This is a genomic window from Phenylobacterium sp., assembly GCF_036563285.1.
In the GTDB taxonomy this organism is placed as follows: domain Bacteria; phylum Pseudomonadota; class Alphaproteobacteria; order Caulobacterales; family Caulobacteraceae; genus Phenylobacterium.
Map to the genome: position 1 here is coordinate 591,744 of NZ_DATCMR010000006.1, position 26,480 is coordinate 618,223.

The 26,480-nt window shown below is 71.0% G+C and carries 22 protein-coding genes; 10 read left to right on the plus strand and 12 right to left on the minus strand.

The annotated features are described in order from the left end of the window. Positions 1-98 precede the first annotated feature (98 nt). Positions 99-821 (plus strand): hypothetical protein, encoded by a 723-nt coding sequence (locus VIL76_RS07830; protein ID WP_332044444.1) that lies wholly within the window; start codon positions 99-101, stop codon positions 819-821. A gap of 25 nt (positions 822-846) precedes the next feature. Next, positions 847-1,989: an L-lactate dehydrogenase gene (locus VIL76_RS07835; protein ID WP_332044445.1), complete on the plus strand. Its 1,143-nt coding sequence runs from the start codon at positions 847-849 to the stop codon at positions 1,987-1,989. Here the strand turns inward: VIL76_RS07835 and VIL76_RS07840 are convergent. Beyond that, on the minus strand, positions 1,952-3,028 hold the full coding sequence (locus VIL76_RS07840; RefSeq protein WP_332044446.1) for an acyltransferase: 1,077 nt from the start codon (positions 3,026-3,028) through the stop codon (positions 1,952-1,954). The genes VIL76_RS07835 and VIL76_RS07840 overlap by 38 nt on opposite strands. An 89-nt stretch (positions 3,029-3,117) precedes the next feature. On the opposite strand from VIL76_RS07840, the gene VIL76_RS07845 reads away from it, so the two are divergent. The 3 genes from VIL76_RS07845 to VIL76_RS07855 all read left to right on the plus strand — a co-directional run bounded on the left by VIL76_RS07845 (position 3,118) and on the right by VIL76_RS07855 (position 6,716). Beyond that, positions 3,118-4,302, plus strand: a complete 1,185-nt coding sequence (locus VIL76_RS07845) for a glycosyl transferase family 1 (RefSeq protein WP_332044447.1) — start codon at positions 3,118-3,120, stop codon at positions 4,300-4,302. A gap of 198 nt (positions 4,303-4,500) precedes the next feature. After that, entirely contained in the window at positions 4,501-5,745 is a 1,245-nt protein-coding gene (locus tag VIL76_RS07850) for a glycosyltransferase family 2 protein (RefSeq protein ID WP_332044448.1), read from the plus strand. After that, positions 5,742-6,716, plus strand: coding sequence for a glycosyltransferase family 2 protein (locus tag VIL76_RS07855; protein WP_332044449.1), 975 nt, complete (start codon positions 5,742-5,744; stop codon positions 6,714-6,716). Before VIL76_RS07850 ends, VIL76_RS07855 begins: the two co-directional genes overlap by 4 nt. Here VIL76_RS07855 and VIL76_RS07860 read toward each other — a convergent pair. From VIL76_RS07860 to VIL76_RS07890, 7 genes are all read right to left on the minus strand, one after another. Next, entirely contained in the window at positions 6,713-8,230 is a 1,518-nt protein-coding gene (locus VIL76_RS07860; protein WP_332044450.1) for a lipopolysaccharide biosynthesis protein, read from the minus strand. The genes VIL76_RS07855 and VIL76_RS07860 overlap by 4 nt on opposite strands. Continuing rightward, complete coding sequence (locus VIL76_RS07865) at positions 8,227-9,765, minus strand: O-antigen ligase family protein (protein WP_332044451.1); 1,539 nt, start codon at positions 9,763-9,765, stop codon at positions 8,227-8,229. Before VIL76_RS07865 ends, VIL76_RS07860 begins: the two co-directional genes overlap by 4 nt. Continuing rightward, complete coding sequence (locus tag VIL76_RS07870) at positions 9,762-10,670, minus strand: glycoside hydrolase family 16 protein (RefSeq protein WP_332044452.1); 909 nt, start codon at positions 10,668-10,670, stop codon at positions 9,762-9,764. Before VIL76_RS07870 ends, VIL76_RS07865 begins: the two co-directional genes overlap by 4 nt. A gap of 16 nt (positions 10,671-10,686) precedes the next feature. Beyond that, positions 10,687-12,897, minus strand: a complete 2,211-nt coding sequence (locus tag VIL76_RS07875) for a GumC family protein (protein ID WP_332044453.1) — start codon at positions 12,895-12,897, stop codon at positions 10,687-10,689. 239 nt (positions 12,898-13,136) lie between these two features. Beyond that, positions 13,137-13,814: a polysaccharide biosynthesis/export family protein gene (locus tag VIL76_RS07880; protein ID WP_332044454.1), complete on the minus strand. Its 678-nt coding sequence runs from the start codon at positions 13,812-13,814 to the stop codon at positions 13,137-13,139. Between the two features lie 101 nt (positions 13,815-13,915). Beyond that, on the minus strand, positions 13,916-14,818 hold the full coding sequence (locus VIL76_RS07885) for a glycosyltransferase family 2 protein (RefSeq protein ID WP_332044455.1): 903 nt from the start codon (positions 14,816-14,818) through the stop codon (positions 13,916-13,918). A 487-nt stretch (positions 14,819-15,305) separates the two neighbouring features. Then, entirely contained in the window at positions 15,306-18,026 is a 2,721-nt protein-coding gene (locus VIL76_RS07890; RefSeq protein ID WP_332044456.1) for a family 16 glycosylhydrolase, read from the minus strand. Between the two features lie 169 nt (positions 18,027-18,195). On the opposite strand from VIL76_RS07890, the gene VIL76_RS07895 reads away from it, so the two are divergent. Continuing rightward, complete coding sequence (locus VIL76_RS07895) at positions 18,196-18,384, plus strand: hypothetical protein (protein WP_332044457.1); 189 nt, start codon at positions 18,196-18,198, stop codon at positions 18,382-18,384. 12 nt (positions 18,385-18,396) lie between these two features. Here the strand turns inward: VIL76_RS07895 and VIL76_RS07900 are convergent, their stop codons facing one another. Next, a complete protein-coding gene (locus VIL76_RS07900; RefSeq protein ID WP_332044458.1) occupies positions 18,397-19,416 on the minus strand; it encodes a glycosyltransferase family 2 protein in 1,020 nt (339 codons plus the stop codon). Positions 19,417-19,511: 95 nt separating this feature from the next. After that, positions 19,512-19,640: a hypothetical protein gene (locus VIL76_RS07905; protein WP_332044459.1), complete on the minus strand. Its 129-nt coding sequence runs from the start codon at positions 19,638-19,640 to the stop codon at positions 19,512-19,514. A gap of 285 nt (positions 19,641-19,925) precedes the next feature. On the opposite strand from VIL76_RS07905, the gene VIL76_RS07910 reads away from it, so the two are divergent. Together VIL76_RS07910 and VIL76_RS07915 are read left to right on the plus strand one after the other, a co-directional pair. Next, the gene (locus tag VIL76_RS07910; RefSeq protein WP_332044460.1) at positions 19,926-20,525 is read left to right on the plus strand and encodes a sugar transferase; all 600 of its coding nucleotides are present in this window, start codon (positions 19,926-19,928) and stop codon (positions 20,523-20,525) included. Positions 20,526-20,536: 11 nt separating this feature from the next. Further along, complete coding sequence (locus VIL76_RS07915; protein WP_332044461.1) at positions 20,537-21,280, plus strand: phosphatase PAP2 family protein; 744 nt, start codon at positions 20,537-20,539, stop codon at positions 21,278-21,280. Here VIL76_RS07915 and VIL76_RS07920 read toward each other — a convergent pair. Continuing rightward, positions 21,277-21,921 carry an arylesterase gene (locus VIL76_RS07920; protein WP_332044462.1) on the minus strand — a complete coding sequence of 215 codons (645 nt, stop codon included), beginning with the start codon at positions 21,919-21,921 and terminating at the stop codon, positions 21,277-21,279. The two genes, VIL76_RS07915 and VIL76_RS07920, sit on opposite strands and share 4 nt — an antisense overlap. 57 nt (positions 21,922-21,978) lie before the next feature. On the opposite strand from VIL76_RS07920, the gene VIL76_RS07925 reads away from it, so the two are divergent. Together VIL76_RS07925 and VIL76_RS07930 are read left to right on the plus strand one after the other, a co-directional pair. Continuing rightward, entirely contained in the window at positions 21,979-22,650 is a 672-nt protein-coding gene (locus VIL76_RS07925) for an ABC transporter ATP-binding protein (protein WP_332044463.1), read from the plus strand. Next, entirely contained in the window at positions 22,647-25,166 is a 2,520-nt protein-coding gene (locus VIL76_RS07930) for an ABC transporter permease (RefSeq protein ID WP_332044464.1), read from the plus strand. The genes VIL76_RS07925 and VIL76_RS07930 overlap by 4 nt, the downstream gene beginning before the upstream one ends. On the opposite strand, the gene VIL76_RS07935 is transcribed toward VIL76_RS07930, so the two are convergent. Continuing rightward, the gene (locus VIL76_RS07935) at positions 25,163-26,437 is read right to left on the minus strand and encodes an amidase (protein WP_332044465.1); all 1,275 of its coding nucleotides are present in this window, start codon (positions 26,435-26,437) and stop codon (positions 25,163-25,165) included. The two genes, VIL76_RS07930 and VIL76_RS07935, sit on opposite strands and share 4 nt — an antisense overlap. Positions 26,438-26,480 lie beyond the last annotated feature (43 nt).

Below are 26,480 nucleotides of genomic sequence, written 5' to 3' on the forward strand. Positions count from 1 at the left end.
CGGCTTTCCAACGCCCGGGACAGGATTTTGGACTTCCCAGCCCGCGCCGCGGCGTGGAATAGGCGGGGCATTCTTTTGATCCTTACGGCGTCAGTCCATTGTCCCAGATCGTCATCGCCCGCCAGTTCTGCGGGCCACCCAACTCCGGCAACGGCGGCTATGTGTGTGGGGTCCTAGCGAAGGACATCAAGGGTGCCGCCACGTCGGTGCTGCGCGCGCCGGTTCCGCTCGACGTCCACCTGCACCTGGCCAACGACGACGCCGCGGTGGTGCTGACCGACGGCGACGGCGGACTGGTGGGCCGCAGCGACCCGGCGCCGGACGCCGAGCTGCCGCAGCCGCCCGCATTCCCCGGACCGGAGGCCGCCCGCGAGGCCGGCCGGCGCTACCAGGGCCTCACCACGCGGTTCCACCCGATCTGCTTCACCTGCGGGACGGAGCGGGAGGACGGCGATGGGCTGCGGGTGTTCGTGGGCCAGGTGCAGGGCGCGGCGCCCGGCGTGGTGGCAGGGACCTGGACGCCGCACGCGGTCTTCGCCGACGCCGCGGGTCAGGTCTCCACCGAGGTGATCTGGGCGGCCCTGGATTGCCCGGGGTACTTCGCCTGGGTGGAGAAGGAGGGCCGGCACGGCGCCTTGCTCGGCACCATGACCGGCGAGGTGGTCCGCCGTCCCAAGGCGGGCGAGGAGACGGTGGTCGTCGCCTGGCCGCTGGAGCGGCAGGGACGCAAGGAGCTGGCCGGGGTGGCGCTGTTCAACGCCCGCGGGGAGCTGATGGCCCGCGCCCACCAGGTCTGGATCGTCATGGGGCCGCGGAGCTAGGGTCCTTCCGCACGGGGGAAGTGACATGCGGGCGGCCTCGGTTTCCGACTATCGCGAGCTGGCGCGGCGCAGGCTGCCCAGGATCTTCTTCGAGTACATCGACGGCGGGTCCTACGCCGAGGAGACGCTGCGGCGCAACGTGGCCGACCTCGAGGCCATCGCCCTGCGCCAGCGGGTGATGAAGGACATGTCCAAGCTGGACATGAGCATCGAGACGCTCGGCCAGAAGCTCTCCATGCCGATCGGGCTCGCGCCGGTGGGCATGGCCGGCATGTACGGCCGCCGCGGCGAGGTGCAGGCGGCGCGGGCGGCGGCCAAGGCGGGCGTGCCGTTCTGCCTGTCGACGGTGGGCGTCTGTTCGGTGGAGGAGGTGGCGGGCTGCGGGACGCCGCCCTGGTTCCAGCTCTACATGCTCAAGGACCGCGGCTACATGCGCGAGCTGCTGAGCCGCGCGAAAGACCTCGGGAGCCCGGTGCTGGTCTTCACCGTGGACCTGCCGACGCCGGGCGCACGCTACCGCGACGTGCGCTCGGGGTTCACCGGGGCGAGCCGACTGGAGGCGGCGCTGACCCAGGCGTGGGACGGGATCACCCACCCGGGCTGGACCTGGGACGTGTTCATCCACGGCCGGCCGCACACCCTGGGCTCCGTGGTGGGCGCGGTGAAGGAGAGCCGCCGGGTCACCGACTTCCTGGCCTGGATCGCGCGCAACTTCGACCGCTCGGTGACCTGGAAGGAGCTCGACTGGGTGCGCGAGACCTGGGACGGGCCAATCGTCATCAAGGGGGTGCTGGACCCGGAGGACGCGCGCGACGCGGTCAAGGCCGGGGCCCAGGGACTGGTAGTCTCCAACCATGGAGGACGGCAGCTCGACGGGGTGAAGTCCTCGGTTTCGGCCCTGCCGAGGATCGCCGACGCGGTGGGCGACGACCTCGAGGTCTACATGGACGGCGGGATCCGATCGGGCCTCGACGTGCTGAAGGCGCTGTCGCTGGGGGCCAAGGCCTGTTTCGTCGGGCGCGCCTGGGCCTATGCGCTGGGCGCAGGCGGCGAGGCGCAGGTGGCGAGGATGCTGGCGACGCTCAAGTCGGAGCTCGCGGTGGCGATGATCCTGACCGGCTGCAACTCGGTCAGGCAGGCGGGGCCTGGGTTGCTGGACCGGGACTAGGGCGCTCGCGTCTGGCCGCCATGCCGGTCTTGAAGAGCTTCATCATCGGCTTCTCGACGAGATGGTAGCCGATCAGGCCGGCGATCACGCCCGCCACGATGGAGGCGGCGAACAGCAGGATCGGGTTCGTCAGCCCCACCATCTGCAGGGCGCGGAACACCGCCGAGATGGCCAGGCCGTGGATCAGGTAGAGAGAGTAGGAGGCGTCACCCAGCGCCTGCAGCGGGCGCATCGAGGGCACGGGCCCGTGCCGCTCGATGCTGATCGCGCCGGCCACCAGGAGCAAGGAGGGGATGCCCCAGACGAGCACCCGGGCGCGCTCCACGTCGATGCCTGAGAAGCCCGCCGCGGCGAAGCCCAGCAGGCCGGCCACCACCAGGGCCCAGCCGATCCGCGGCGAGGGCAGGCGGTCCTCGGCCCAGGCCTTGCCCAGCCAGATGCCGGAGGCGAACTCCAGCAGCAGGGGATTGGTGTAGGTGGCCCAGATAGCGTTGCTGGTGTCGCCCAGCGGCCGAATGGCGACCAGGGCGACCAGGGCGGCTGTGACCAGCCAAGGCCGCACCCTGGTTGGCGCCAGCAGGCCGGCGGCGAACAGGACGTAGAAGAACATCTCGTAGTTCAGCGTCCAGCCCGGGACGATCAGCGGGGCGATCAGGCCGCCGCTGTCGTAGTGCGGCACGAAGAACAGCGACATGAGCAGGTGCTCGGCGCTGACCCGCATGTTCGGGAAGACGAACGGCGCGGCCACCGCGACGCCGGCGACCAGCAGGGTGAGGCCCCAGTAGAGCGGCACGATCCGCTGCGCCCGGCGGATCAGGAAGTCATGCGGCGAGGGCGGCTTCCTGCAGGTGACCACCCACATGATGAAGCCGGAGATCACGAAGAAGACGTCGACGCCCGCCGCGCCCAGCCCGAAGGCTCCCCCGGCCCGTTCGGCGGCGTGGTAGATGAGCACCCCGAAGGCTGCGAACCCGCGCAGGTACTGGATCGAGCGGACCTCGCCCGGCGCCTTGCGCGGCTCCACGGTCGCAGCGGTCATGATCTTTCGGCCCCTCCAGCCAAGCTGTGGTTCCAAACGGTCCGCTGCGCGTTTGGCTCCCGTAACGCTGAAGCTGGGGCGCTCTCGACGTGAAGCTCGCCTATTTCGTGCACGACCTCGCCGATCCGGCGGTGACGCGGCGCGTGCGAATGCTGAAGGCCGGCGGCGCGGAGCCGGTGGTGCTGGGATTCCGCCGCACCGAGACCGCGCCGCAGGAGATCGCCGGCGCGCCGGCCGTGGACCTCGGGCGCACCTATGACGCGCGGCTAGGGCATCGGGCGAAGGCCACGGCGCTGGCCGCCCTGTCGTCGGGCAAGTGGCGCAGTCTGCTGGCGGGCTCGCAGGTGGTGGTGGCCCGCACGCTGGAGATGCTGGCCGTCGCCGACGCCGCCCGGCGCACCTGCGGGCTCGGCGTGGACCTCGTCTACGAGTGCCTCGACATCCACCGGCTGATGCTGGGCCATGGCGCCAAGTCCAAGGCGATGCGGGCGGTGGAGCGGGGGCTCATGCGCCGCGCGCGGCTGCTGATCGTCAGCTCGCCGGCCTTCCTCGACGCCTACTTCCGGCCCTACCAGGGCGTCGGCGCCAGCCTGCCGATCCAGACGCTTCTGGTGGAGAATAAGGTGCTGGAGCTCGGCGGCCCCGGCGCCGCCAAGCGGCCCGCGCGACAGGCCGGCCCGCCGTGGCGGATCGGCTGGATGGGCGCCATCCGCTGCCGCAAGAGCCTGGACATCCTCACCCGCCTGGCGGCGAAGCGGCCCGACCTGGTAGAGGTGCGCATCCATGGCCGGCCCGCCTACACGGAGTTCGACGACTTCGAGGCCCAGGTGGCCGCGGCGCCGGGCGTGAGCTTCCTCGGCGCCTACACGGCTGCCGACCTGCCGGCGATCTACGGCGACGTGCACTTCAGCTGGGCCGTCGACTACATGGAGGAGGGGCTCAACTCCTCCTGGCTGCTGCCCAACCGCATCTACGAAAGCGGCCGCTATGGCGCCGTCCCGATCGCGCTGTCGGGCGTGCAGACCGGCCGCTGGCTGGCGGAGCGGGGCTTCGGGGTTCGCCTCGACGGCCCCGATCAGCTGGAGACCTTCCTGGACCGCCTCACGCCGGAGGCGTACGCGCAGTTGCGCAGCGAGCTCGACGCGGTCCCGCTGTCGGCGTTCTCAGCGGACGAAGACGACTGCCGAAGGCTGGTGGACGCGATCGCCGGCCGTCCGGCGCAACCCGTTCTGCGGACTGACGAAACAGGCGCTAAGGCAAAGCTCGTGGCCTGAGGGCTACGGCCGAGCTCCCTAGGCCGTTATGGCAAAGCTGTGAAAAAGCTTGGCTATTCGCCGCCATACCGGCGGCGAAAATAACACCTCAGCTAGACCACAAACGCCGGAACCGACTTGGGGGGAAGCTGTTTTAGCGGCGTCACGCGACAGCTCTGCAAGCGCGACGCTGGTCAAGTAGTACGGATTATCCCGAAGATGTTCAGTTCCAAGCCCGTTCCGGGTCGGCCGTCGCAGCCTGCCAGCGACGACCGGACCTCCGACGACGGCCTGGTCCGTGCGTTCGCCGAGCCGCGCTCGTTTGCGCCCATGGAGACCCGCCAAGGCGGGATGGGCGAAATCGAGGCGCGCTGGCCTGCCGCGTGGGAGGACCTGGAGGCGGACGCATTCATTGAAGTCCACACCCCCCGGCACGAGCCCGAAGTCATGGGCGATCCGCGCCGGGCCCTGATCGTTATCCCGGCGCTGAACGAGGCCAAGGTCATCGCCCGGGTGATCGACCAGATCCTCGCCGACGAGGGTCTGGTCGATCCGCTCGTCCTGGTGGCCGACGGGGGTTCCACCGACGGGACTCGCGATATCGTCCGGCGCATCGCCGAGCGGGATCCTCGGGTGCGCCTGATGCCGAACCCCGGCAAGCTGCAGAGCGCAGGGGTCAACCTGGCGGCCCGGCTGCTGGGCGGCGACCGGCCCTGGCTGGTGCGCGTCGACGCCCACGCCGACTATCCCGCCAACTACGCCTCGACGCTGATCGAGGAAGCCCGCCGCACCCACGCCCACTCGGTGGTCGTGTCCATGGATACCCGCGGCGAGAACTGGTTCCAGCGCGCCGTGGCGGCCGCGCAGAACTCGGTGCTGGGCACCGGCGGCTCGGCGCACCGGCTGGCGACGCAGGGCCAGTGGGTCGACCATGGCCACCATGCGCTGTTCCACGCCGAAAGCTTCGAGAAGGTCGGCGGCTACGACGAGAGCTTCAGCCACAACGAGGACGCCGAGCTCGACTACCGCCTGAACCAGGCCGGCGGCCGCATCTGGCTCACCGACAAGGTGCGCATCGGCTACTACCCACGCTCGACGCCGAAGGCGCTGTGGAAGCAGTACTTCAGCTACGGCAAGGGCCGCGCCCGCACGGTGCTGAAGCACTTCACGCCGCTGAAGATCCGCCAGGCCGTGCCGCTGGCGATCGCCCCGGCCGTCGCTTCCCTGGCGCTGACGCCGTTCTTCTGGGCGTTCGCCCTTCCCGCGCTGCTGTGGGCGTTCGCCGCGCTTTCGCTCGGCGTCGTGGTGGGCGTGAAGCAGCGCGATGCGGCGGCCCTGGTCTCCGGGCCGGCGGCCATGATCATGCACCTGGCGTGGTCGGCCGGTTTCTGGGCGCAGCTCTTCACCTGGCGCGCCTCGCCGGGCGCCGGCGGCGGGATGATGTCGCCGCAGGCCGCGTCATGACGGCCGAGCGGCCGACGGTCTCCATCGTCACCGCCAACTACAACGGCGCGCGGCACCTGGCCGCCGCCGTTCGTTCCGTCCTGGCCCAGACGCTGAGGTCCTGGGAGCTGATCGTCGTCGACGACTGCTCGACCGACGACAGCCTGGCGGTGATCGAAGCCGCCGCCGGCGGCGACCCGCGCGTGCGGGTGATCGTGCAGGCCCGCAACGGGGGTCCGGCTGCGGCCCGCAACCGGGCGCTGGCGGAAGCCCGCGGCCGCTGGATCGCGGTGTTCGACTCCGACGACCTGATGGCCCCGGAGCGGCTGGCCAAGCTCGTGCGCCGTGGAGAGGCCGATCGCGCCGACGTGGTCGTCGACAACCTGTGCGTTTTCACCGACGGCTCGGACGAGCCCTGGAAGCCTTTCCTCGCCGGCCGCGACTACGGCCAGCCCCGCTGGATCTCGCTGGCCGACTACATCGGATCGGCGAAGATGTACTCGAGCCGGCCCGGCCTGGGCTACCTTAAGCCACTGTTCTTCGGCGAGGTCATGCAGGGCGTCCGCTACCGCGAGGACCTGAAGATCGGCGAGGACTACGAGCTGGTCCTGCGCCTGCTGGCCCGCGGCTGTCGGATGCGGCTGGAGCCGGAGCCCCTCTACCGCTACCGCAAGCATTCAGGCTCGATCTCGCATCGGATGCGGCGCGAGCACATCGAGCAGATGCTCGCCGCGGACGCCGCCCTGGAGGCGGAAATCGCCGCCCACGGGCCGGAGGTGCGGCGCGCCCAGGCGGCGCGGCGCAAGTCGCTGGAGAGCGCCATCGCCTATGACCGGGTGATCGAGCGGCTGAAGGCCAAGGACCTCGCCGGCGGCGTGGCCGCCAGCCTGGCCAAGCCGGACATCTGGCCGCTGCTCACCATGCCTGTGGCCGCGCGGGTGAAGCGGTTGGGCGAGCGCCTGAAGCCGCACCCCACCGCTGCCGCGGCCTAGGCCGCTACGGGCTTCGAGGCTTCCGCACCTTCCTTGTCGGCTTGCGCGTGGGCGAAGGCCTTCGCGTCTGCCAGCAACTGGCGCCGCGCGATCAGCCAGATCACGCAGAGGTAGGCGAGGCCGCCCAGGGCGACCATGGTGGCGAACTCAAGCCAGACCGGGGCCTGGGCGAGCAGGGTGCGCGCGCCGACCACCACCGCGGCCATCGCCGCGGAGCCGATCGCGGCGGGCCAGAACGCCAGCACGAGGCGCCGCCGGGACATCTTCAGGTCCCGGCCCAGCACGTGGATGTAGGTGCAGGCGACCGCGCCCATGGCCAGCGCCACCGCGGCCGAGACGATGTCGAGGCCGAAGCGGACGGTGGCGGCGACCGAAGAGATCACCACCACGCCCAGCAGGATCGACAGCCGCAGGCGCAGGCCGGACTTGCCGTGCCCCATGAGCGTGGTCGCCATGATCGAGCACATGCAGAAGAAGAAGCCGGCGGCGGCCAGGTGCTGCAGCGGGGTGATGGCGCCGTGCCACTTGTCGCCCAGCACCAGCGGCACGGCGAGGTCGGCGGTGAGGGCCAGGCCGCAGAACAGCGGCGCGAGCGCGGCCGATCCGATGCGCAGGGCCGCGACGGCGAGATCCTGCACCGCACGCGCCCCGGCGTCATGCGTGGCGCGGGCGATGGCCGTGAAGATGTAGAGGTAGAAGGGCCCGGAGATCAGCTGGTCCGGCACGCGGACGATCTGGTAGCCCATGGCGTAGTAGCCGACGAGGGTCGCCCCGAGGACCCCGCCGATGATCAGGCTGTCCAGGTTGCGGGAGACGAAGTCGGCGAGGATCGCACCGATGGTGTGCAGGCCGAAGGCGAGCAGGCCCTTGGCCTCCTCGAACTTGTAGTGCCAGGCGACCACCGTGCCGCCGGCCTGGCTCACCCAGACGAGCTTGCAGGCCCACAGCACCAGCTGCTGGGCCACCAGGCTCCAGGCCCCCCAGCCGGAGAGTGCGGCGGCCAGTGCGGCGATCGCGCTGGCGAAGGTGGAGATCAGGTCACCGGCCGCGAACACCGAGAACCGCCCGCCGCGGATGATCCTGCCGTTGGCGACGGTGGTCAGGCTGTTCATCAGCAGGATGGGCGACAACGCCACGATCAACCAAGGCAGGCGCGGCTGGTTGAGGATCGCCCCCATCGGCCAGGCGGCGGCGATGCAGAAGAGCATCAGGGCGAAGCCGATCGCGCCGGAGAGCCAGAAGACCGTCGCTTCCTGCTCCCTGGTCACGTCGCGCTGGCGTCCCAGGGCGTACCCCATGCCGCCGTCGGAGAGGACATTCGCCAGCAGGATGAAGGGCATGGCCAGGGCGACCATGCCGTACTCCGAGGGCCCGATGAGACGGGCCAGCAGCGGCAGCATGGCGAACTGAACCATCAGCCGGATGGCGCTCGCGCCGGTCAGCGCCAGCGCCCCCAGGGAGGTGCGGTGCAGCAGCGCCCTCCGCCCGGGTCCGGCTTGTTCGGCTGCGGTCACCGCTTGGCCTTGCGATCCCTGGGCTGCGCGGCGGTGTCGGCCCGCAGCAGGCGCATGGCGCCCGGCTCCGGCGCCCAGCGCGGGTTGGCCCAGCCCGGCGCCACGTCCTCCACAGGCCAGACCTGCACGACCCTCGGCGAGGTGTTGCGGTAGGCGGTGCGCACGATCTTCTTGGAATCCACCCGGCCGAACGCAGCGCCCAGCGAGGCGAAGCACAGGGCGGTGGAGAAGTAGAAGGGCGCGATGCCGATGGTCTCGATGGGCATGCGGCAGAGCTGGTAGAGCAGGAGGCTGATCCAGCAGACCAGCGCGAGGTTCGGCCGCTCCACGAAACGCTTCACCAGCGCCAGGATGCCGATGATCAGCACGATCGAGAGCAGGACCAGGCCCACGAGGCCGAGGGTCACCAGGATCTCGACGGCGGTGTTGTGGAAGGTGAAGCCGCCGCGGCTCTCGATGCCGAAGTAGCGCCACAGGCCCTCGGCGTCCACGTTCCCCTGCAGCCAGAAGGCGTAGTACCCGCGACCCAGCATGGGCTTCTCGTCGATGAGGTCGGCGGCGCGGTACCAGAGATAGGTGCGGCCGGTGAGCGTCGGGTCCTTGTCGAAGACGTTGGCGCCGATCTCGATCATGGTCTGGGCGACCCAGCGGTAGGAGAGCCCCACCGCCACCAGCACGGAGGCCAGCACGCCGGTCAGGAAGGCGCGAAGCGCCTTGCCCGCCGCCACCAGGATCAGCAGGCCGACCATGGCGCACACGCCGATGCCGAGGCCCAGGAGGGCCCCCGCCGAACGGGCGGCGGTGACGGCGTAGACCTCCAGCAGGAAGGCGGCGACGCCGAACACGGCCCACATCCAGGCGCGGCTGCGGATCGCCAAGGCGACAACCGCCATGGATACGATGGCCCCGGTGGATGCGATGTCGGCCAGCAGGTTCTTGCTCTCCGTGAGGCCGGAGAAGGCCTGGCCGCCGGCGCCGACGCCCACGCCCACATAGCCGCCGCCGAAGACCGAGATACCGGTGTAGGCGAAGAAGGCGAGCCCCAGCCCGCGGATCACCGCCTCCTGGTTGCGCGCCGACGAGATGAGCAGCCCGGCGATCACGGTGAGGCCGAGCTCGGCGGCGTACTTGAAGGTCTCCCGCGGCGCCTCGGACCAGACGACCGACATCATGGCCAGCAGCGGCACGGAGAACAGGAAGGCGCGCTTCAGCATGACGATCGTCAGCCGCTCGCGCCGGACGAAGAGGTAGAGGGGGACGAGGCCCGCGATGACCGCGGCTCCCATCGTGCCGATGTTCGCCATGAACAGCATCGGCAGGAAGAGCCCGAGGGCGAACAGGCCGTCGGGGTCGACCTTCAGGCCGAAGATGTTCCAGACCTGGCCGGGGACCTGGCCCTCGATCTCGTCGCGGACGACCTTCGCCGTGCGGGCGCGGCGCTGCTCGCGCCAGCTCATCGGGTGCGGCGAGGGGATGTCCCCGCCGCGGACGCGGCGACGCCGAAGGTGCGGGGCGGCGGTGTCCCAGGTGGTCATGAGCCGAACCGGTAGGCGCGGATGTAGTCGATCTGCATGCGCGCGGGGAAGGGAGTGGTGTGATCGGGCGCGCCGGCCCAGTCACCGCCGGTGGCGATGTTGGCCAGCATGTACATGGGTTTGTGCATGTCGGCAGGCGTCGGCATGCGCTTCACCTCGCGGCCGTCCACGAACCAGATCACCTGGTCGCGGCTCCAGCTCACCGCGAAGGTGTGGAATTCGTCCGGCGTGACGCGCACCTCGGTCCCCTCGGCCTTGACGGCGTTGGAGTGCAGGGTGACGTAGACCTTCGACGGGTCGCCAACGCTCTCCATGACGTCGATCTCGGGCGGCCAGGAGAGGTCGGCCGGCAGCAGCCAGAAGGCCGGCCACACACCCTTGCCGCGCGGCAGCTTGGCCCGCATCTCGAAGTAGCCGTAGGTCTGACGGAAGGACGGCTGGGTGGTGATCATGCCGGAGATGTACTTGTAGCCGTCGAGCCGCTCGTGCAGCTCGGGCGGGGCGGGCTGCAAGGCGATCTCCAGCAGGCCTTGGCGCAGGCCGAAGGGGTTGAGCCCCAGCGGCCGGTCGTCGTCCGCGCGTCCGCGCCGGCGCCCGCGCATGTCGGGGTCCACGTAGAGCTGCAGCTCCTTGTTGGACTTCAGGGTCCGGACGTTGAAATCCTGGTCGTCGACGGGGCCCTCGCGCAGGGTTGTGCGCCAGATTCCGTTCCCGTTGCGGAACATCCGGAAGCTGTCGAAGTCGTCGGAGAAGGTGACCGTGATCGGCCGCCCGTCCGGGGTCTGCTTCAAGGGGCCGGTCGCCGCCGCGGCCTGGGACGGGCCGGGCGAGCAGGCGGCCAGCGCCAGCGTGACGCCCATGAGGGCCACGCCGGCGCGCCGCGAAGCGGAACTGAAGGTACGCATCACACCCACCTCAGGGTCAGGCGGCGGCGATGTAGTAGTTCTTGAAGTAGCCGTAGTAGTCGCTGGAGTCGCCGTACCCGTAGCGGGCCTGGCCCTTCACGTTGACCTTGGTCAGCAGGGCGCCGGCCACGTTGGCCCCGGACTCCTGGAGCATGTCGATCGCCGACTGCGCGGCGCGCAGCGGGGTCTTGTTCCACTGCACGAGGTAGAGCACGCGGTCGGCCTTGGCGGCCAGGATCCGGGCGTCGGCGACCCCGAGGATCGGCGGGGCGTCGAGGATCACGTAGTCGAAGCGCTCGGCCAGGGTCCGCAGGACCTCGTCGGTGTCCGGGTTGGAGAAGAGGTCGTAGGGCACGCTCTTGCCGGCGGCCGGCAGGATGAACATGCCGCTCTTCTCGTCGAACACCAGGGCCTCCTCGAGCGGGACCTTGTCCTGCACGACTTCCACCAGGCCGACGTCACGCGGGCCGAGCAGCTTGGAAGCGCCGCGCTGGCGCAGGTCGCAGTCCACCAGGACCACGCTGGAGCCCGAGAGCGCCAGGGTGCGGGCCAGGCAGAAGGAGGTCAGGCTCTTGCCTTCACGCGGCACCGCCGAGGTGAGCGCGATGATCTTGTTGTCCACGCCCGAGCCCGAGATCATCAGGAAGGCGCGCAGGTTGCGGAACGCCTCGGCGAAGCCGGAGAACGGGTGGCTGACCAGGTACTCGGCCGGGGCCGCCTCCGGACCGCGCAGGCCCTTCGGCTTGACCGAGCGGAAGTCGGGCAGCACGCCGGCGAACGGCACGCCCAGCTCGCGCTCGACGTCCAGGCGCGAGCGCAGGTGCTTGTCCCAGAACTCCGCGATCAGCATGGCCGCGCCGGCGGCGATCATGGCGGCCAGGAAGGCCAGGGCCGCGCCCAGCGTCATGTTCGGCGACGACGGGCCGGTGGGCACCGTGCCGGGCGAGTTGATCGTGGCGTCGGCCTGCTGGAGGCTGCCTTCGGCGGCGACTTCCTTGGCGCGGCCCAGATAGGCCTCGTAGATCGCCTTGGCGGCGTCGGCGCGCTGCTGCAGGCCCACCAGGCCGACCATGGCCTGGTTGTTCTGGGCGATGCCGCCCTGGGCGTTGCCGCGGCTGCCGAGCAGCGAGGACTCGCGGCCCGAGGCGGCCTGGGCTTCGGCGCGCAGGCTCGACAGGATGCGGTTGATCTCGATCTGGATCTGGGCGCGGATGTCGTTCAGCTGCGCCTGGGTGCGCTTCACTTCCGGATATTCGTCGGTGAAGTCGGTCTTCAGCTGGGCGAGCTTCACGGAGAGCTCGGCCTCGCGCTTACGCATCTCGCGCACCGTGTCGGAGCCGAGGGCTGCGCCCACGTCGGCGCCGGCGTTGCCGTTGCGCAGCTGCGCCTGCGCGGCGGCCAAGCGGGCGTACTTCTCGGCGCGTTCGGCGCGGGCGATGGCCAGCTGCTGGTTGAGGGTGGAGACTTCCTGCTCGGCCATGGTGGCGCCTTCGGCGCTCATCAGGCCGTGGGCGTTCTTGTAGGTCTGCACGCGGGCCTCGGCGACCTCGGCGTCACGGCGCATCTTCTCCAGGGAGAGGCCGAGCTCGCGGTTGGCGCGCATGACGCGGGCCAGCTTCTCGTCGAGCTGCCGCTTCAGGTACATGTCGAGGTAGGTGTTGGTGAGCAGGGCGGCCTTGCGGGGGTTCTCGGAGCTCACGCCCACCTGCACGACGTAGGTCAGGCCGGCGCGGCGCACCCAGGTGCGGCTCTGCAGCTGGTTGGCCACGTAGGTGACCAGGCGCGGGCTCGGGTTGTTGAACGGCTTGGCGGCCGGGGTCAGGCCGAACATGCCGGGTTTCATCCGGGCGTTGAACTCCGGGTCGTTCCAGAGCTGCAGCTTGCGCACCACCGCTTCCGCCACGGCGTGCGAGCGCAGGATCTCCACCTGGGTGTCGACCGCGCTGGTGTCCGGCGGCAGGCCGCCCTGGCGATCCGTCGGCGTAGCCAGGTTCTGGCCCTTCGGGTCGATCACCACCGACCCCACCGAGGTGTAGGTCGGCGTCTGCAGGGCGAAGGCGCCCAGCACCAGCAGGAACACCGCGGCGGCGACGCCGAGGCCCAGCTTGGCGCGCTGCAGCAGGATGCCGAACAGCTGACGCAGGTGCATCTTTTCTGGCTCGATCGGCCGGAAGGGCTGGCTCGGATGCGCCGGCAGTTCGTGCGTGATCGGGATCAGATTGTTCATGGGCGACCTGCGTCAAGACTGGGGGCAGGGCTGGGCGCCGGTCGGCCGAAACGGCCTCCGATCAAGTATCGCGCGTTGGACGCAAGGTCCGTGTGCATCGCGCGCTCCCAGAACAGGCCGGCTACGGCCCTACCCAAACTTCGGAAAATCTAGCGTTGCCAATAACCCCGACGCGTCCGGAGGGTTCCGGCGAAAGGTGACGCTTCCCGCGAGGTTTTCGAGAAGCGTCGCCTTTGTGATCACCAGGGGCGCAGCAGCATGCCCAGCAGACCGAAGCCGCCCTGGAAGTTGCTGAAGAAGGACTTGGCGCCGGAGGTGTCGACCACGACGATGTCGCTGCCATAGACCACCGGGTCCTCGGCCTTGCCGGAGCGGATGGCGGTCAGGTCGTAGAAGGCATGCTCCCGCTTGCCGCCGACCTGGCGGAAGATGGCGACCTTCTTGACGTTGGCGAGCTTGGGGTCCGGCCCGCGGGCGAGGGAGACCGCCTGCAGGAGCGTCGTCGGCCCGGTGAGGGGATAGACCCCCGGCTGCAGGACGGCGCCGTCGACGGTCACCCGCTGGCTCTGCGCCTCTTTCACGGTGACGATGACCTGCGGGTCCTTCATGTACTTCTTCTTCAGCGCCGTCACGAGGTCGGCGGAGAGCTCGTCGGGGGTGCGGCCGCCGGCCTGCACGGAACCGACCAAGGGCAGGAGGATCTTGCCGCCGGAATCCACCTGGACCGTGCGCTTCAGCTCCTCGATGCCGAAGACGTTGATCTCCAGCTGGTCCTGGGCCCCGATCCGGTATTCGGCGGATTCGGGCCGCAGCACGCCGGCTGAGTCGGGCGGGGGGAGGCTGGGGGCGGCGAGCGCAGGAGCGCCCGCGAGCGCGATGAACGCCGCCGCAGCGAGCGAGGGCAGATGCCTACGCATGGGTGTGTATCTCCAAGAATCGCGACCAAACGATTGCGGCAGGGCGGACTGCCGCGCGTCTTGAACCCCCAGGGAGGCGGCGTGTTCCCTACGGCAGCGCTTTAGTAGAGCTCGAGCTCCCGCAGGCCGGCGAGCCGAGCGACCACGCCGGCGTGCAGCGAGCCGCGCACCAGCCAGCGGCTGCGGCGGGTGGGAGACAGCGCCGAGGCCGCCGCGCCAGCCACGCAGGCGCCGGTCTTGGCCCCGGCAACGCCGATCTGCGCGAGGCGGGCTGCGCCCCGGCAGCGGCTCTCCAGCCGCGCGCCGTGGGTCTGGCCCGTGCGGAAGCTGCGCTTGAGCAGCCAACGCAAGGAGGCGCGGCCGGCGGGCACGGGCTCGTAGGCCAGGGCGTCGGGCGCGAAGCCGATCGCGCCGCCGGCGTCCGTGAGGCGGTAGAAGAAGTCGTCGTCCTCCCCCCCCTGGCGGCCGCGGGCGAGGTCGAAGCGCAGGCCCAGCGGCTCGATGGTGGAGCGCCGGATCAACACGTTCCCGGCATAGCCCTTGAGGATCTTGCCGTTCACCTCGACGGGGGCCGTGGAATGGAAGTCGCCGGCGGCGATCCACTCGGGCGCGTCGTCGCCGTAGACCGCCTTCACCGGCCCGAGCACCGCGTCCCAGCTGCCGCGATCGGCCTCCGCCAGCAGGGCGGCGAGCCAGCCCGGCGTGGCAGTCTCGTCATCGTCGATGAAGGCCAGGAAACGGCCTTGGGCCGCCTCGAGGCAGGCGTTGCGGGCCAGCGAGATGTTGCGCGCGGGCGCATGCACGTAGGCAAGGTCGAGGCCGTGGGCCTGCGCGACCGCGCGCACCGTCGCTTCGGCGGAGGGCTGCTCGTCGTTGTCGGCGACGATCACGCGCAGGCGCACACCCGCCGGCAGCTGCTGGCGGCCCAGCGAGGCCAGGGTCTCGGCCACGGCAGGCCTGCGGAAGGTGCAGACGCCGACGTCGACGTTAACCGTATCGGTCATGGGATGGGACGCCCGGGAAGAACCTTCACCGTGGCGGGAAATGGCTGGGCGGCGCGCCGGTTCCCCTCAGCGGGCGGATCCCGCTTCCGAGATCGTCAAGACACCGCCTGAAACCCGGAGGGAACGAGGCGCGACACGCCTGGACCCCGACCGTTCGCCGATCATCACCGACCGGATCGTGCCGCCGGTCCGCTCGATACGCCGGACAATCCCGACTCGAGCGCCGCGCGCATCCTGCACAGGCATCCCCGGCCAGAGGCCCGCCAGCCGCGCCCGGTCGGCCGCGCTCTGGTCGGCTGCCGCCCGCAGTCTCACGGAGAGCGCGCGGCGGTCGGCGTCGGCGGACTGGGCGTAGGCGGGGTCGGCGAGCAGGAGGCCGAGCATCGCTGAGGCGAGGGCGGTGGGCCGGCAGGGCACGGACGGACTGCTCCGATCCAGCCCCTTGGGCCGACAACCCACAAACCCCGGCTACCGGTTCCCGCAGGACTCAGGCGCCGAAGATCCACCCCGGCGGCAGGCTTCCCAGCTGGACGTTCTGCAGCATCATGCGGGCGGTCACTCCGGCGTCCCCGGAGACGTCTATCACCACGTCCGCGCCGCTCTGGTAGGCGCTGTAGCGCGTCCCCGGCAGCAGGAAGACGCGATCGCCTTCGCCGGCATTGAAGTCGCGGACCCAGTCCATGCCGGCCCCGTCGAAGGTGTGGAAGGTGTCTGCGCCCGCGCCGCCGGTGAGGGTGTCGTCCCCGCGGTCGCCGGAGATCCAGTCGTTGCCGGCTTGGCCCATCACGACGTCGTTGGCCTGGCCGCCGCGCATCACGTCGCCGCCGAGGCCGCCCTCGAGCCAGTCGTTGCCGAGGTTGCCCAGCACCACGTCGTCGCCGTCGTCGCCGAACAGGCGGTCGTCGTCCTTGCCGCCGACGACCCAGTCCGGGCCGCCGCCGCCGGAGACGGTGTCTCGGCCCATGTTGCCGTGCACGTCGTCGAAGCCCTCGCCGCCGCCGATCACGTCGTCGCCTTCTTCGCCGCGCAGGAAGTCGTCGAAACTGGAGCCGTGGATGGTGTCGTTGCCGAGGCCGGCTAGGATGGTGGTGGCGCCGGGCCCGGCCTGCAGCTGGTCGTCGCCGGCGGTGGGGCCGCCCAGCTTCGGCGGGGCCTGCGAGGCGCCCGCGACGGTGTAGAGGTGCTGCCCGCCGGAGGGATCGGTGGTGATCAGCTGGCCCTGGCCGTTGACGCCCAGGAGGTCGCCCGCGAGCTGGCGGGCGGGTCCGTACCAGCCGGGGATGTCGCCGCCGTAGGCGTACTCGTCATAGCCCCGGCCCATGGTCGCGCCGCCCGGCGCGTCCCAGCTGGCCGCGAAGCCGCCGAACTGGGTGGCGACGAAACGCACGTCGCCGGTGGCGGGCCCGAGCTCCTGCCGGGTGAAGGTGAACTTCACGGGATCGAACACGATGGCCCAGGCGGCTTTGCCGGCGCCGTCGGGCATGTAGTAGCCGAACGCCACCTTGCCGGTGGTGAGCCAGGTCCCCGTGCCGGTGAACTGGCTGACGCTGCCGGCCATCAGCGCTGTGGCCTTGCCGATCGCGGCCCCGTCGGAGACCGCGCCGAACACCGCGCCGGCCTCTTCCCAGATGACGAAGGTCTTGCCGGGCGGCGGCGCGGCGGGCTTCGAGCCGTAGATGGCGATGCCCGCGGAGGTGACCGGCTGGCCATTGTCGGCGAAGGCGGGTGGGGCATGGACCTGGCCGGAGGTCAACCCAGCATCGCGCAGGGTGGCCGCGGGCGTTTCGGGCGTCTCGCGCACCACCTGGGTGGAGCCGTCGGACAGCGCCCACGCCTTGACGTAGTCCACCTTCAGCGTGGCCGGGAACATGCTCGGGTCGGGGTTACCGCCCCAGCCGCCGACGGCCATGTTCAGGATCATGGCCATGGGCTCGGTCCAGTTGGCCGGGGTTGGGCCCTGCAGCACCGCGAAGCCGTCGTAGTAGAAGGTGACGGTGGTGGGCGTCCAAAGCAGCCCGTAGGTGTGGAAGCCGCCGGTCTCCAGCTTCAGGACGTTGTCGTAGAGCGTCTGGTCGCCGCCGAATGCGCGGCGGTAGTCGATGTGCGGGGTGGCCGCCAAGCCCTCGAAGATGTCGGCCTCGACCTTGGGCGTGAACGGGTGGGTCATCATCCAGAAGGCAGGCCAGGTGCCCACCGCGGTCGGCATCTCGGCGCGGATCTCGAAGTAGCCGTACTTCTGCTCGAACGAGCCCAGCGTGTTCAGCATCCCCGAGGAGTAGTCGCGGTTCCAGGCCGCGTATGAATCCTCCGGCGCGATGCGCTCGGCTTTGATGCTCAGCACGCCGTTCGAGATGGAGAACGGGTTGATGTCGAGGTCCGCCTCGCCGCGGCCCTGGAAGCCGGGCTTGGCGTAGACCTGCACCTCGCCGTTGGAGACCAGGGTGTAGGCCCATTGGTCCTTGAGGTTGCCGCCGAAGTCCGCGCGCCAGACGCCCGTCCCGAGCGACGGGTCCCACAGCTGCAGGCTGTTGAAGTCGTCCTGGAAGGTGACGGCGCCCAGCTTGGAGGTGTCCAGGGGCAGCAGGAACTGCCGGTCCGAGAAGGCGCCGACGGTCGTGCCTCGGAAGGTGAGGCTCTCGCCGTTGCCGAACCGCAGCACCACGTCGGAGCCGGACTGGCTCATGGCGCCGCGGATCTGGGCGGCGCTGTTGAAGCCATAGCCGTGCAGCTGCAGCTGGCTGTTGCCGTTCCAGTTGTAGATGACGTCGGAGCCTTCGCCGGCGCGGATCAGGAAGCTGGTGCGCTGGGTGGCGGAGCCCACCAGCACGTCGTCGCCGGCGGCGCCGTAGACCCACTGGCTGCCGTCCACGATGATCAGGTTGTCGAGCTCGTTGCCCCAGGCGTAGTTGAAGTCGCCGTGGACGATCAGGTTCTCCACGTTCGGCGCGAGCTTCAGGCTCAGCCAGCCGATCATGGTGTCCGTGCCGCCGCCGGCCGGCTCGCTGACGCGGTCGTTGGGGTGGGTGATCCAGAAGCGATTGCCGAAGCCGTTGCCGACCAGCAGGTCGCCGCCGCCTTCCCCGGAGACCGACGAGCCTGGCGCGTTCGGCGCGTTGACGGTTTCGTTGCCCGCCGAGCTGCCGACGATCCGAGCCTGCTCGGTCTCGGTTTCGGGCATGACGACGCCGCGCGAGTTTATGTAGGGCACTTAGCGACTCCAGAACCTAGCGGGCTGCACAACTCCGAAGCTGGGCCGATTGTTCTCCCGGGCCGGGTTCCGGAGCGTCATTTCGCAATTGCGAAAATGTGAGGCTTCGCGGCGCAACCGTAGGCGCGCGAGCGGGTTTGAAGCCCGTCAGTGTCCAGAGGGTTGAGTCATGCAGGAAGTCCGCTCGTTTGCGTATTCGCTCAGCCAACGCGAAGACGGCTGGAGCTGGAGCGTGTACGACGAGGACGGCGTGACCGTGGCGGGCGGCGCCCACCCGAGCCGCTCGGCGGCGCAGGCGGCCGTGGAGCGGACCCTGAGCGGCGCAGAAATCTCCTCGTCCAGCGCCTCTGCCGCCTAGCGGCGCTTCCCCTTAGCTCTCGAAGCTCGTGGCGCCGGTCATCGTCGGGCCGGCGCGCAGCCGGCGCACGGCGCGCTCGGCCAGGCCCCTGATCAGTCCGCCGCGGCCGATATCGGCCATGGCGAGCGAGAAGACGTAGGGCGCCAGGTGCGGCGTGGCCGCGAGCTCGCGGGCCGCGGCCCGGTAGCCGCGGGCGCGGCGGACGTCGATCAGCTCCCGCAGCTTCACCTTCGCCGCCAGATGGTTGCGGTGCGCCAGCAGCTCCAGGCGCCCGCGCAGGCCAAGCGGCAGGGCGGCGATCGCGCGGGTGCCGACAAGCAGGTTCTTCAGGTCTTGAAGGCTGTGCGTGCTGGAGAGGGAGGACCGCCGCTCCACGGCCACGTACCCATAGGCCTCCGTCAGCTTGAACTTGGCGCCGAGCGCCAGGGCGCTGGCGTAGAGCACGAAGTCCTCGCCGAGCCGCAGGCTCTCGTCGTAGCGGAGGCCGTTCGCCTCCAGGAAGGCGCGGCGGATGATCGGCTTCAGGAAACCTAGCTCGCAGCGAGGCCGCCCCGGCCGGCTGACGTTGCCGCGCACGAAGGTGGCGAAGTCGAGCTGGCCCGCGCGCGCGCCGCCGGCGCGGATCAGCGTGCCGAACGGCCGGTCGGGTTGGAACTCCGACACCCGCAGCAGGTCGTCGGCCACGAAGTCCCAATCGTCATCGGCGCGGGCGCGCAGCACGGCCAGCCGGCCGACGAGGAAGTAGTCGTCGGCGTCGAGCGGACAGACCCAGGGGGAGACGCTCTCGGCGAGGGCGCGGTTGCGCGCCGCGGCCGGACCGCCGCCGCTGGTGGGCTGCACCAGGATCTTCAGCCGGCCGGTGCCGTCGTCCACCGCGCGGGCGGCCTCTGCCGTGCCGTCGGTGGAGCCGTCATCGACGACGATCACCTCGGCGGCCTCCGGCTGCGCCAGCGCCGAGCGCACCGCGCGGCCAATGGTCCGCGCAGCGTTGAACGCAGGTATGATCACGCACACGTCCGGCGTGAACGTCATAGCCCAGCTCACAAACAGCCCAAGCGGCTCACGGCCGCCCGGCGCGTCAACCAAGCAGCACCGTAATAGTTGCAGAGCTAGTTGAAATGATCGGCTTAGCTGCGCCGGACCGGAACTGCGGCCGCCGCCCGGGCCTTCGACCAGAAGACGACCGTCAGCCCGGCCATCAGCGGCCAGGCCGCGGCGGCGAGGGTCATCGAGCCGTTGATCGCCCAGGCATTCATTCTTGGTCTCCCAGTCCAGCTGACCGAAAGCTCAGAACTGCGCCGCTGGCAAGCGCCATCCGCTGCCGGCAGACCGGCCAATCGCACAACAAAAGGTGAAATGTGCAGAAACCAGCAGCTTGACCATGGAACCTGAAACCGTGGCCGTTGGTTTGTCGGCAGCTTCGTAGGGACTGGGCCCTGCGAGCCAGCTTCCGAAGTTTCCGAATGTCAGAAATCACGTATGCCAACCATGCCGTGGGCAGGTCCCGCCCTCGCGCACCGCGCCTCACGTTCGACCAGTCCATGACCGAAGCCATGAACCTCATGGTTGCGGTCGTCGCGCTGATCGTCCTTGCGCCGGTCATGCTGTGGGTGGCGCTCGCCATCTATTTGCAGGACGGCGGGCCGATCGTCTTCGCCCACCGCCGGCTGGGCAAGGATGGACGCTACTTCCACTGCCTCAAGTTCCGCTCGATGGCGGTCGACGCCGAGCAGCGGCTGGCCGACCTGCTGGCCAGCGACCCCACCGCGCGTGCGGAATGGGAGAAGGACCACAAGCTGCGTAACGACCCGCGCGTGACGAAGCTGGGCGCCTTCCTGCGCAAGACCAGCCTCGACGAGCTGCCGCAGCTGTTCAACGTGCTGAAGGGCGAGATGAGCCTGGTCGGCCCGCGCCCGATCGTCGAGGCCGAGATCGCCAAGTACGGCCGCCGCTTCAAGCACTACTGCGCTGTGAAGCCCGGCATCACGGGCCTGTGGCAGGTGAGCGGCCGCAACGACACCACCTACCGCGCCCGCGTGGCCATGGACTGCATCTACGCCAAGCGCCGCAACCTCTTCATGGACGCCGGCATCGTGGCGGCCACCGTCCCGGCGGTGCTCCTGCGGCGCGGCTCCTACTAGGAGCCAGGCGCTTGCCATCCGATACGGCCCGCCGCGACCCGCGACGGGCCGTTCGCGTATCCCTCCGACCGCTCGCCCTTCTGCGGCGCATCGAAACCCGCGCGCTGCTGCTGCTGCTCGGCGCCGCGATCGGCGTCTGGGGCTTCTTCGAGGTTGGCGGCGAGGTGGCGGAGGGCGAGGCCGACGCCTTCGACCGCCGCATCCTGCTCTCCCTGCGCAACGTCGCCGATCCCAACGACCCCATCGGCCCGCGCACCTTCGAAGAGGCCATGCGCGACGTGACCGCGCTCGGCGGCTTCACGGTGCTGACCATCGTGACGGTCGTGGCCGCCGTGGCCTTCCTGATCCACGGCCGCCGTCGCCACGCCATCGTCCTGGTGGGGGCGGTGCTGCTGGCCCAGGCCTCGAGCGAGATCGCTAAGGCCATCTATGGCCGGCCGCGCCCGGACCTCGTGAGCCATGGCTCCTATGTCTATTCCGGCAGTTTCCCGAGCGGCCACTCGATGCTGTCGGCAGCCACCTACCTCACGCTGGCGATGCTGATCGCCTCGGTGGAGCCGACCCGCGGCGCCAAGCGGCTGTGCTTCGGCCTCGCGGTGCTGGTGACGCTCGCCACCGGCTTCTCGCGGGTCTACCTCGGCGTCCACTGGCCAAGCGACGTGCTGGGGGGCTGGTGCCTCGGCGCGGCGTGGAGCCTGGCGGCGTGGTTCGTGCTGCTGAGGCTCGGCTCCAGGCCGACCCATCCGCGGGGCTAGCCGCGGCCCTTCAGCGCCTTGGCCACCACGGGCGCGAGGCGCCTGGCGATCACCTGCGCGCCCCTGGCGTTGGGATGGATGCCGTCGCCTTGCATGAGCGCGGGGTTGCGGACCACGCCGGCCAGCAGGTCCGGGTACAACACCACTCCGTGCTCGCGGGCCAGGCTCGTGAAGATCGCGTTGAAGTCGCGGGCATAGCTGCGGCCCACCTGCGGCGGCGCGCCGATGCCGGCCAGAACCACACCGATCCGCCGCTGCTTCAGCCGGCGGATGATCCTGTCGAGGTTGGCCCGGGTGAGCTTCGGGTCCAGGCCGCGCAGCAGGTCGTTGCCGCCCAGCGCCACGACGCAGACCGCCGTCCCCGGCTGGACGCTGAAGTCGAGGCGCGCCAGGCCGGCGCCTGAGGTGTCGCCGGAGACCCCGGCGTTACGGACCACCGCCTGTACGCCCATCCGGCGCAGCTCCTCGGCCAACCGGACCGGCAGGGCGGAGCGGGCGGGCAGGCCATAGCCGGCAGTGATGGAATCCCCGAGGATGGTCACCACCGGTCCCGCGGCCGCCAGCGCGTGCGCGGGCAGGGCGGCCAGCGTCCCGGCGATCAGAGCGCGGCGGGAAAGCTGCAATGAAGGTGTCCTGGGCATGTCGCCGTCCTATCTAGGATGTCGTGTACTCAGCCTGAACATCGCGTCGAGGTCCCGTTGAACGAACCGCTGCTGATCCTCGACGACGTCTCGCTCACACTGCCGTCGGCGGCCGGGCCGGTGGAGATCCTCAAGGGTCTCAACGTGCAGGTGGCGGAGGGGGAGCGCGTGGCGATCGTCGGGCCCTCCGGCTCGGGCAAGTCCTCGCTCATCGCCGTGGCGGCGGGGCTGGAGCGGCCCAGCTCGGGCAGCGTGCAGCTCTTCGGCCGCAACCTGGCGAAGATGGACGAGGACGGGCGCGCCCGGCTGCGCCGCGGAAAGGTCAGCCTCGTCTTCCAGGCCTTCCACCTGCTCCCGAACATGACGGCGGAAGAGAACGTGGCCGCGCCGCTGGAGATCGCCGGCGCCCGCGACGCCACGGACCGGGCCCGGACATGGCTCGAGCGGGTCGGGCTCTCCGGCCGGACGCGGCATTATCCTCACCAGCTCTCCGGCGGCGAGCAGCAGCGGGTGGCGCTGGCCCGCGCGCTGGCGCCCCAGCCGCGGCTGCTGTTCGCCGACGAGCCCACCGGCAACCTCGACGCCGCCAACGCCGCCCACGTCGCGGGCCTCATGCTCGACCTCGTCGCTGAAACGGGCGCCGCCCTGGTGCTGGTCACCCACGACGAGGGGCTGGCTAAGCGCGTCGACGGGCAGGTGCGCCTCGGCGACGGGCGCGTGCTGGCGTGATCCCCCTGGGGTTCAGGTTCGCGGCCCGCGAGCTCCGGGCCGGTGTGCGGGGCTTCCGCATCTTCCTGGCTTGCCTGGCGCTGGGGGTGGCCGCGATCGCGGCGGCCAGCTCGACGGCCGAGGCCTTCCGGCGCGGCCTGGCCAGTGAGGCGCAGGCCATCCTCGGGGGCGATCTCGCCATCTCGGTCCAGCAGCGGCGCTTCAGCCATGAGGAACGCGTCGTGTTCGCGGGGGCAGGGCGGGTGGCCTGGGCCGTCGCCGCCCGCGGCATGGCGGAAGCCCTTTCCGGCGAGCGGCGCGCGGTCGAGTTGCGGGGCGTTGGGCCTAACTATCCGCTCGCCGGCAAGGTGGTGCTGCGCGGCGCGCCGTCCCTGGCCGCCGCACTGGCCAGGCGCGGCGACGCCTATGGCGCGGCGGTCGAGGAGTCTCTCCTGGAACGGCTGGGGCTCAGGCTGGGTGACAGGTTCCTGGTGGGCAACGTCCCTATGGTCGCCACGGCCGTGCTCGTCGAGGAACCCGATCGGTTGTCCCGCGGCTTCGCTCTCGGCCCCCGCGTGCTGACCCGCATCGAGGCGGTGGAGCAGGGCGGCTTCCTCTCTCCGGGGCTGCCGTTCGGCGAGACCGTCCGGCTCGTGCTGCCGCCGGGTGGCGATCCCAACAAGGCCGTCGGCGAGATCCGCAACCAGCTGCAGGACAAGCGCTTCCGCGTGCGCACCCGCGCCCAGGCGGCCGCCGGGCTGGAGCGGGGCATCGACCAGCTGGAGTACTTCCTGGGCTTCATCGGCCTGGCCTCGCTGGTGGCCGGCGGACTTGGCGTGTTCGGCGCCGTCAGCGCCTACCTCGAGGCGCGCAAGCCGGTGATCGCCACCCTGAAGGCGCTGGGGGCGGAAGGCGCTTTGGTGCGCGACATGTACCTGATCCAGATCGGCGTGCTGGCCGGCCTCGGCATCCTGCTCGGGCTGGTGGTCGGCGGCGCGGCGCCCCTCCTGCTAGGCGCGATCGTCGGCGACGAGCTGCCGGTGCCGGCGCTTTTCGCCCTCTATCCGTGGCCGCTGGCCAAGGCCGCCGCGTTCGGCCTGCTGTCCGCCGCCGCGTTCTCGCTGGCCCCGCTCGGCCGCGCCCGGGCGACGCCCCCGGCCAGCCTGTTCCGCCGCGACCTGACCGGCCGGCTAAAGGGGGGACCGGAGATCGTCGGCGCGGCCCTGGCCGGCGCAGGCTTGGCCGGCCTGGCGCTCGCGACCGCGCCCACCCTGCTCACGGCGGGCGCAATGATCGTGGGCGTCGCCGTGGCCTTCGCCCTGCTCTGGCTGATGGGCGCAGGCGCCGCGCGGCTCGCCGGGGGCCTGCGCACCGGCGCGCGCGGGCCGCTCCGCATCGGGCTGGCGAACCTGGCGGGGCCCGGCTCGGCCGCCAGGACCGCCGCGCCGGCGATCGGCCTTGGCGTCGCCTTGCTGGCGACAGTCGTGCTGATCCAGTCGAGCCTCCTTAAGGAGATCACGGTGGTGGCGGTGCGCAGCGCGCCCGCCCTGGTGTTCACCGAAGTGCCCGGCGACCGCACGGCGGAGTTCGACGCCACCGTGGCCCGCGCGTTCGGCGCGCGGCTCACGCCCGAGACCTATCTGCGTGCGCCCTACATCAACGGCCGGGTGATCGCGGTGAACGGGCGGCCGGTCGAACGTGCGCAGATCAAGCCCGATGTGCGGTGGGCCTACGACGCCTCAGTCACCATGTCGGCGATCGGCGCGCAGCCTCCGGCGGCTCAGATCACCGCCGGCCGCTGGTGGCGGGCAGACTACCGCGGGCCGCCGCTGGTGGCCATGGATGTGGACGTGGCGCGCGGCGCGGGACTGAAGCTCGGCGACACGGTGACCGTCTCCGTGCTCGGCCGCGATGTCACCGCGAGGATCGCCGTCCTGCGGCGGGTGGAGTTCGGCAGCTTCGGGGCCAGTTTCCCGCTGGTGTTCACGCCCTCGGCATTCGAGGGCGCGGGGTTCCGCCACGTGGCCATCGCCAAGGCCAGCAAGGCGCAGGAGCAGGTGGTGCTCCGCGCGCTCGGCCGCGACTTCGCGGAGGTGGACGTGATCTCCGTGCGCGAGCAGCTGGAGGCTGCGACCGAGCTCTTCGACCGTCTGGCGCTGGCGATCCGCGGCGCAGCGGGCGTGGCTGCGCTCGCGGGTCTCCTGGTGCTTGCCGGCGCCATCGCCGCCCGCGCCCGCGCCCGGACGCGGGAGGCGGCCACCCTGAAGGTGCTGGGCGCTTCGCGTGCTCAGATTCTGGCGGCCTATGTGCTGGAGTATGGCCTGGTGGGCGTGGTGGCCGGGCTGGCCGGCGTCGGGCTAGGTTATGTCGCGGCCTGGCCGGTGGTGGTGAAGGTGCTCGAGGTCCACTGGGGCGTCGACTGGAGCGGCATCGGCGCACTGCTCGGCGGCACGGCGGTGGTGGCCGCCGCCGGGGGATTGCTCGCCGCCTTCCACGCCCTGGCCAAACGCCCCGCGCCGGCGCTGCGGGCGGACTAGGCGAAGCCCGAAAGGTCGGGCGTGCGGCCGTTCCAGCCGGACACCTCCTCGAAGGTCGCGGCGAGCGCCACGACCGTGGCTTCCTCGCGGGGCCGGCCGAGGATCTGCAGGCCGGCGGGCAGGCCCTGGCCCGTGAGGCCGCACGGCACGCTGATGCCCGGCAGGTCGAGGTAGTTGCCGGCCCGGGTCAGCCGGCTGAGCGGGGAGGTGGTCTCGTCCACCGCCTCGATTGGCGGCGCCGGGATCGGGCAGGTCGGCGAGAGCAGAGCGTCGTAGGGCGTCATCCAGGCATGGAACGCCGCCTGGTGTTCGGCGCGGCTGGCGTGGGCTTCGGCGAGCTGGTCGTCGGAGAGGTCGCGGCCGACTTCGAAGCGGCGGACGATCCAGGGGTCCATGACCTCGCGGTGAGTCTCAATGCGCTCGCGCCAGATGCGCCAGCCTTCGCCGGCCATCAGCATGCCGTTGGGGGCGAAGGACTGGTCCAGGGCCGCGACGGGCTTGACCATCTCGACCGCAAGGCCGCTCTCGCGCAGGCGCTCTATGGACTCCAGATAGAGCTTGCCGACCTCGCTATCGACGTCGCCGAGGTGCTCCAGGGGGATCGCGGCGAGGCGCATGGCGGCGACCTCGGTGGCGAGGGCGGCCTCGGGGTCGAAGGTGCGGGTGGCGGTCTCGCCGTCGGGGCCGGAGATGACGCCCAGGGCGCGCGCGGCGACGGCGACCGAGCGCGCGAGGACGCCCACGGTGTCCAGCGCCGGGCTGAGGGGGTGGACGCCCTTCAGGCTCACCAGGCCGCGGCCGGGCTTGAGGCCGACGACACCGCAGACGGCCGAGGGGATGCGGACGCTGCCGCCGGTGTCGGAGCCCAGGGCCACGTCGCAGAGACCTGCGGCGACGGCGACGGCGGAGCCGGAGGAGGAGCCACCGGGCGCGCGGTGGAGGTGGGCGTCCCAGGGGTTCCAGGGCGCACCGACCGCCCGGTTGGTGCCCCAGCCGCCGTAGGCCAGCTCCACGGTGTGGGTCTTGCCGACGGCGCTCCAGCCGGCCTGCAGCAGGCGCTCCACCACGACGGCGTGCCGCTCCGGGCTCTCGGACAGGGGCACGCGGGCCCCGCCGCCGGTGGGGACGCCGGCGACGTCGAACAGGTCCTTGATCGCGAACACAGGCCCGCCGGACGTCGCGCCCGTCATCGGAGGGTCGAAGACGCGCACGAAGGCCTTAAGCCTAGGGTCATAGCGGCGGATGCGCGCGAGCGCTTCGTCGGGAGTCATGGTCGCCTTATCGCCGAAACCAGGTGACGGCGCAGCCTCGTCG

Bases quoted from the DNA above. Each gene is read 5' to 3' on its own strand.
- VIL76_RS07835 (WP_332044445.1), top strand. From the start codon at position 847: ATGCGGGCGGCCTCGGTTTCCGACTATCGCGAGCTGGCGCGGCGCAGG.
- VIL76_RS07840 (WP_332044446.1), bottom strand. From the start codon at position 3,028: ATGACCGCTGCGACCGTGGAGCCGCGCAAGGCGCCGGGCGAGGTCCGC.
- VIL76_RS07850 (WP_332044448.1), top strand. From the start codon at position 4,501: ATGTTCAGTTCCAAGCCCGTTCCGGGTCGGCCGTCGCAGCCTGCCAGC.
- VIL76_RS07855 (WP_332044449.1), top strand. From the start codon at position 5,742: ATGACGGCCGAGCGGCCGACGGTCTCCATCGTCACCGCCAACTACAAC.
- VIL76_RS07865 (WP_332044451.1), bottom strand. From the start codon at position 9,765: ATGACCACCTGGGACACCGCCGCCCCGCACCTTCGGCGTCGCCGCGTC.
- VIL76_RS07870 (WP_332044452.1), bottom strand. From the start codon at position 10,670: ATGCGTACCTTCAGTTCCGCTTCGCGGCGCGCCGGCGTGGCCCTCATG.
- VIL76_RS07875 (WP_332044453.1), bottom strand. From the start codon at position 12,897: ATGAACAATCTGATCCCGATCACGCACGAACTGCCGGCGCATCCGAGC.
- VIL76_RS07880 (WP_332044454.1), bottom strand. From the start codon at position 13,814: ATGCGTAGGCATCTGCCCTCGCTCGCTGCGGCGGCGTTCATCGCGCTC.
- VIL76_RS07885 (WP_332044455.1), bottom strand. From the start codon at position 14,818: ATGACCGATACGGTTAACGTCGACGTCGGCGTCTGCACCTTCCGCAGG.
- VIL76_RS07895 (WP_332044457.1), top strand. From the start codon at position 18,196: ATGCAGGAAGTCCGCTCGTTTGCGTATTCGCTCAGCCAACGCGAAGAC.
- VIL76_RS07900 (WP_332044458.1), bottom strand. From the start codon at position 19,416: ATGACGTTCACGCCGGACGTGTGCGTGATCATACCTGCGTTCAACGCT.
- VIL76_RS07905 (WP_332044459.1), bottom strand. From the start codon at position 19,640: ATGAATGCCTGGGCGATCAACGGCTCGATGACCCTCGCCGCCGCGGCC.
- VIL76_RS07910 (WP_332044460.1), top strand. From the start codon at position 19,926: ATGACCGAAGCCATGAACCTCATGGTTGCGGTCGTCGCGCTGATCGTC.
- VIL76_RS07920 (WP_332044462.1), bottom strand. From the start codon at position 21,921: ATGCCCAGGACACCTTCATTGCAGCTTTCCCGCCGCGCTCTGATCGCC.
- VIL76_RS07935 (WP_332044465.1), bottom strand. From the start codon at position 26,437: ATGACTCCCGACGAAGCGCTCGCGCGCATCCGCCGCTATGACCCTAGG.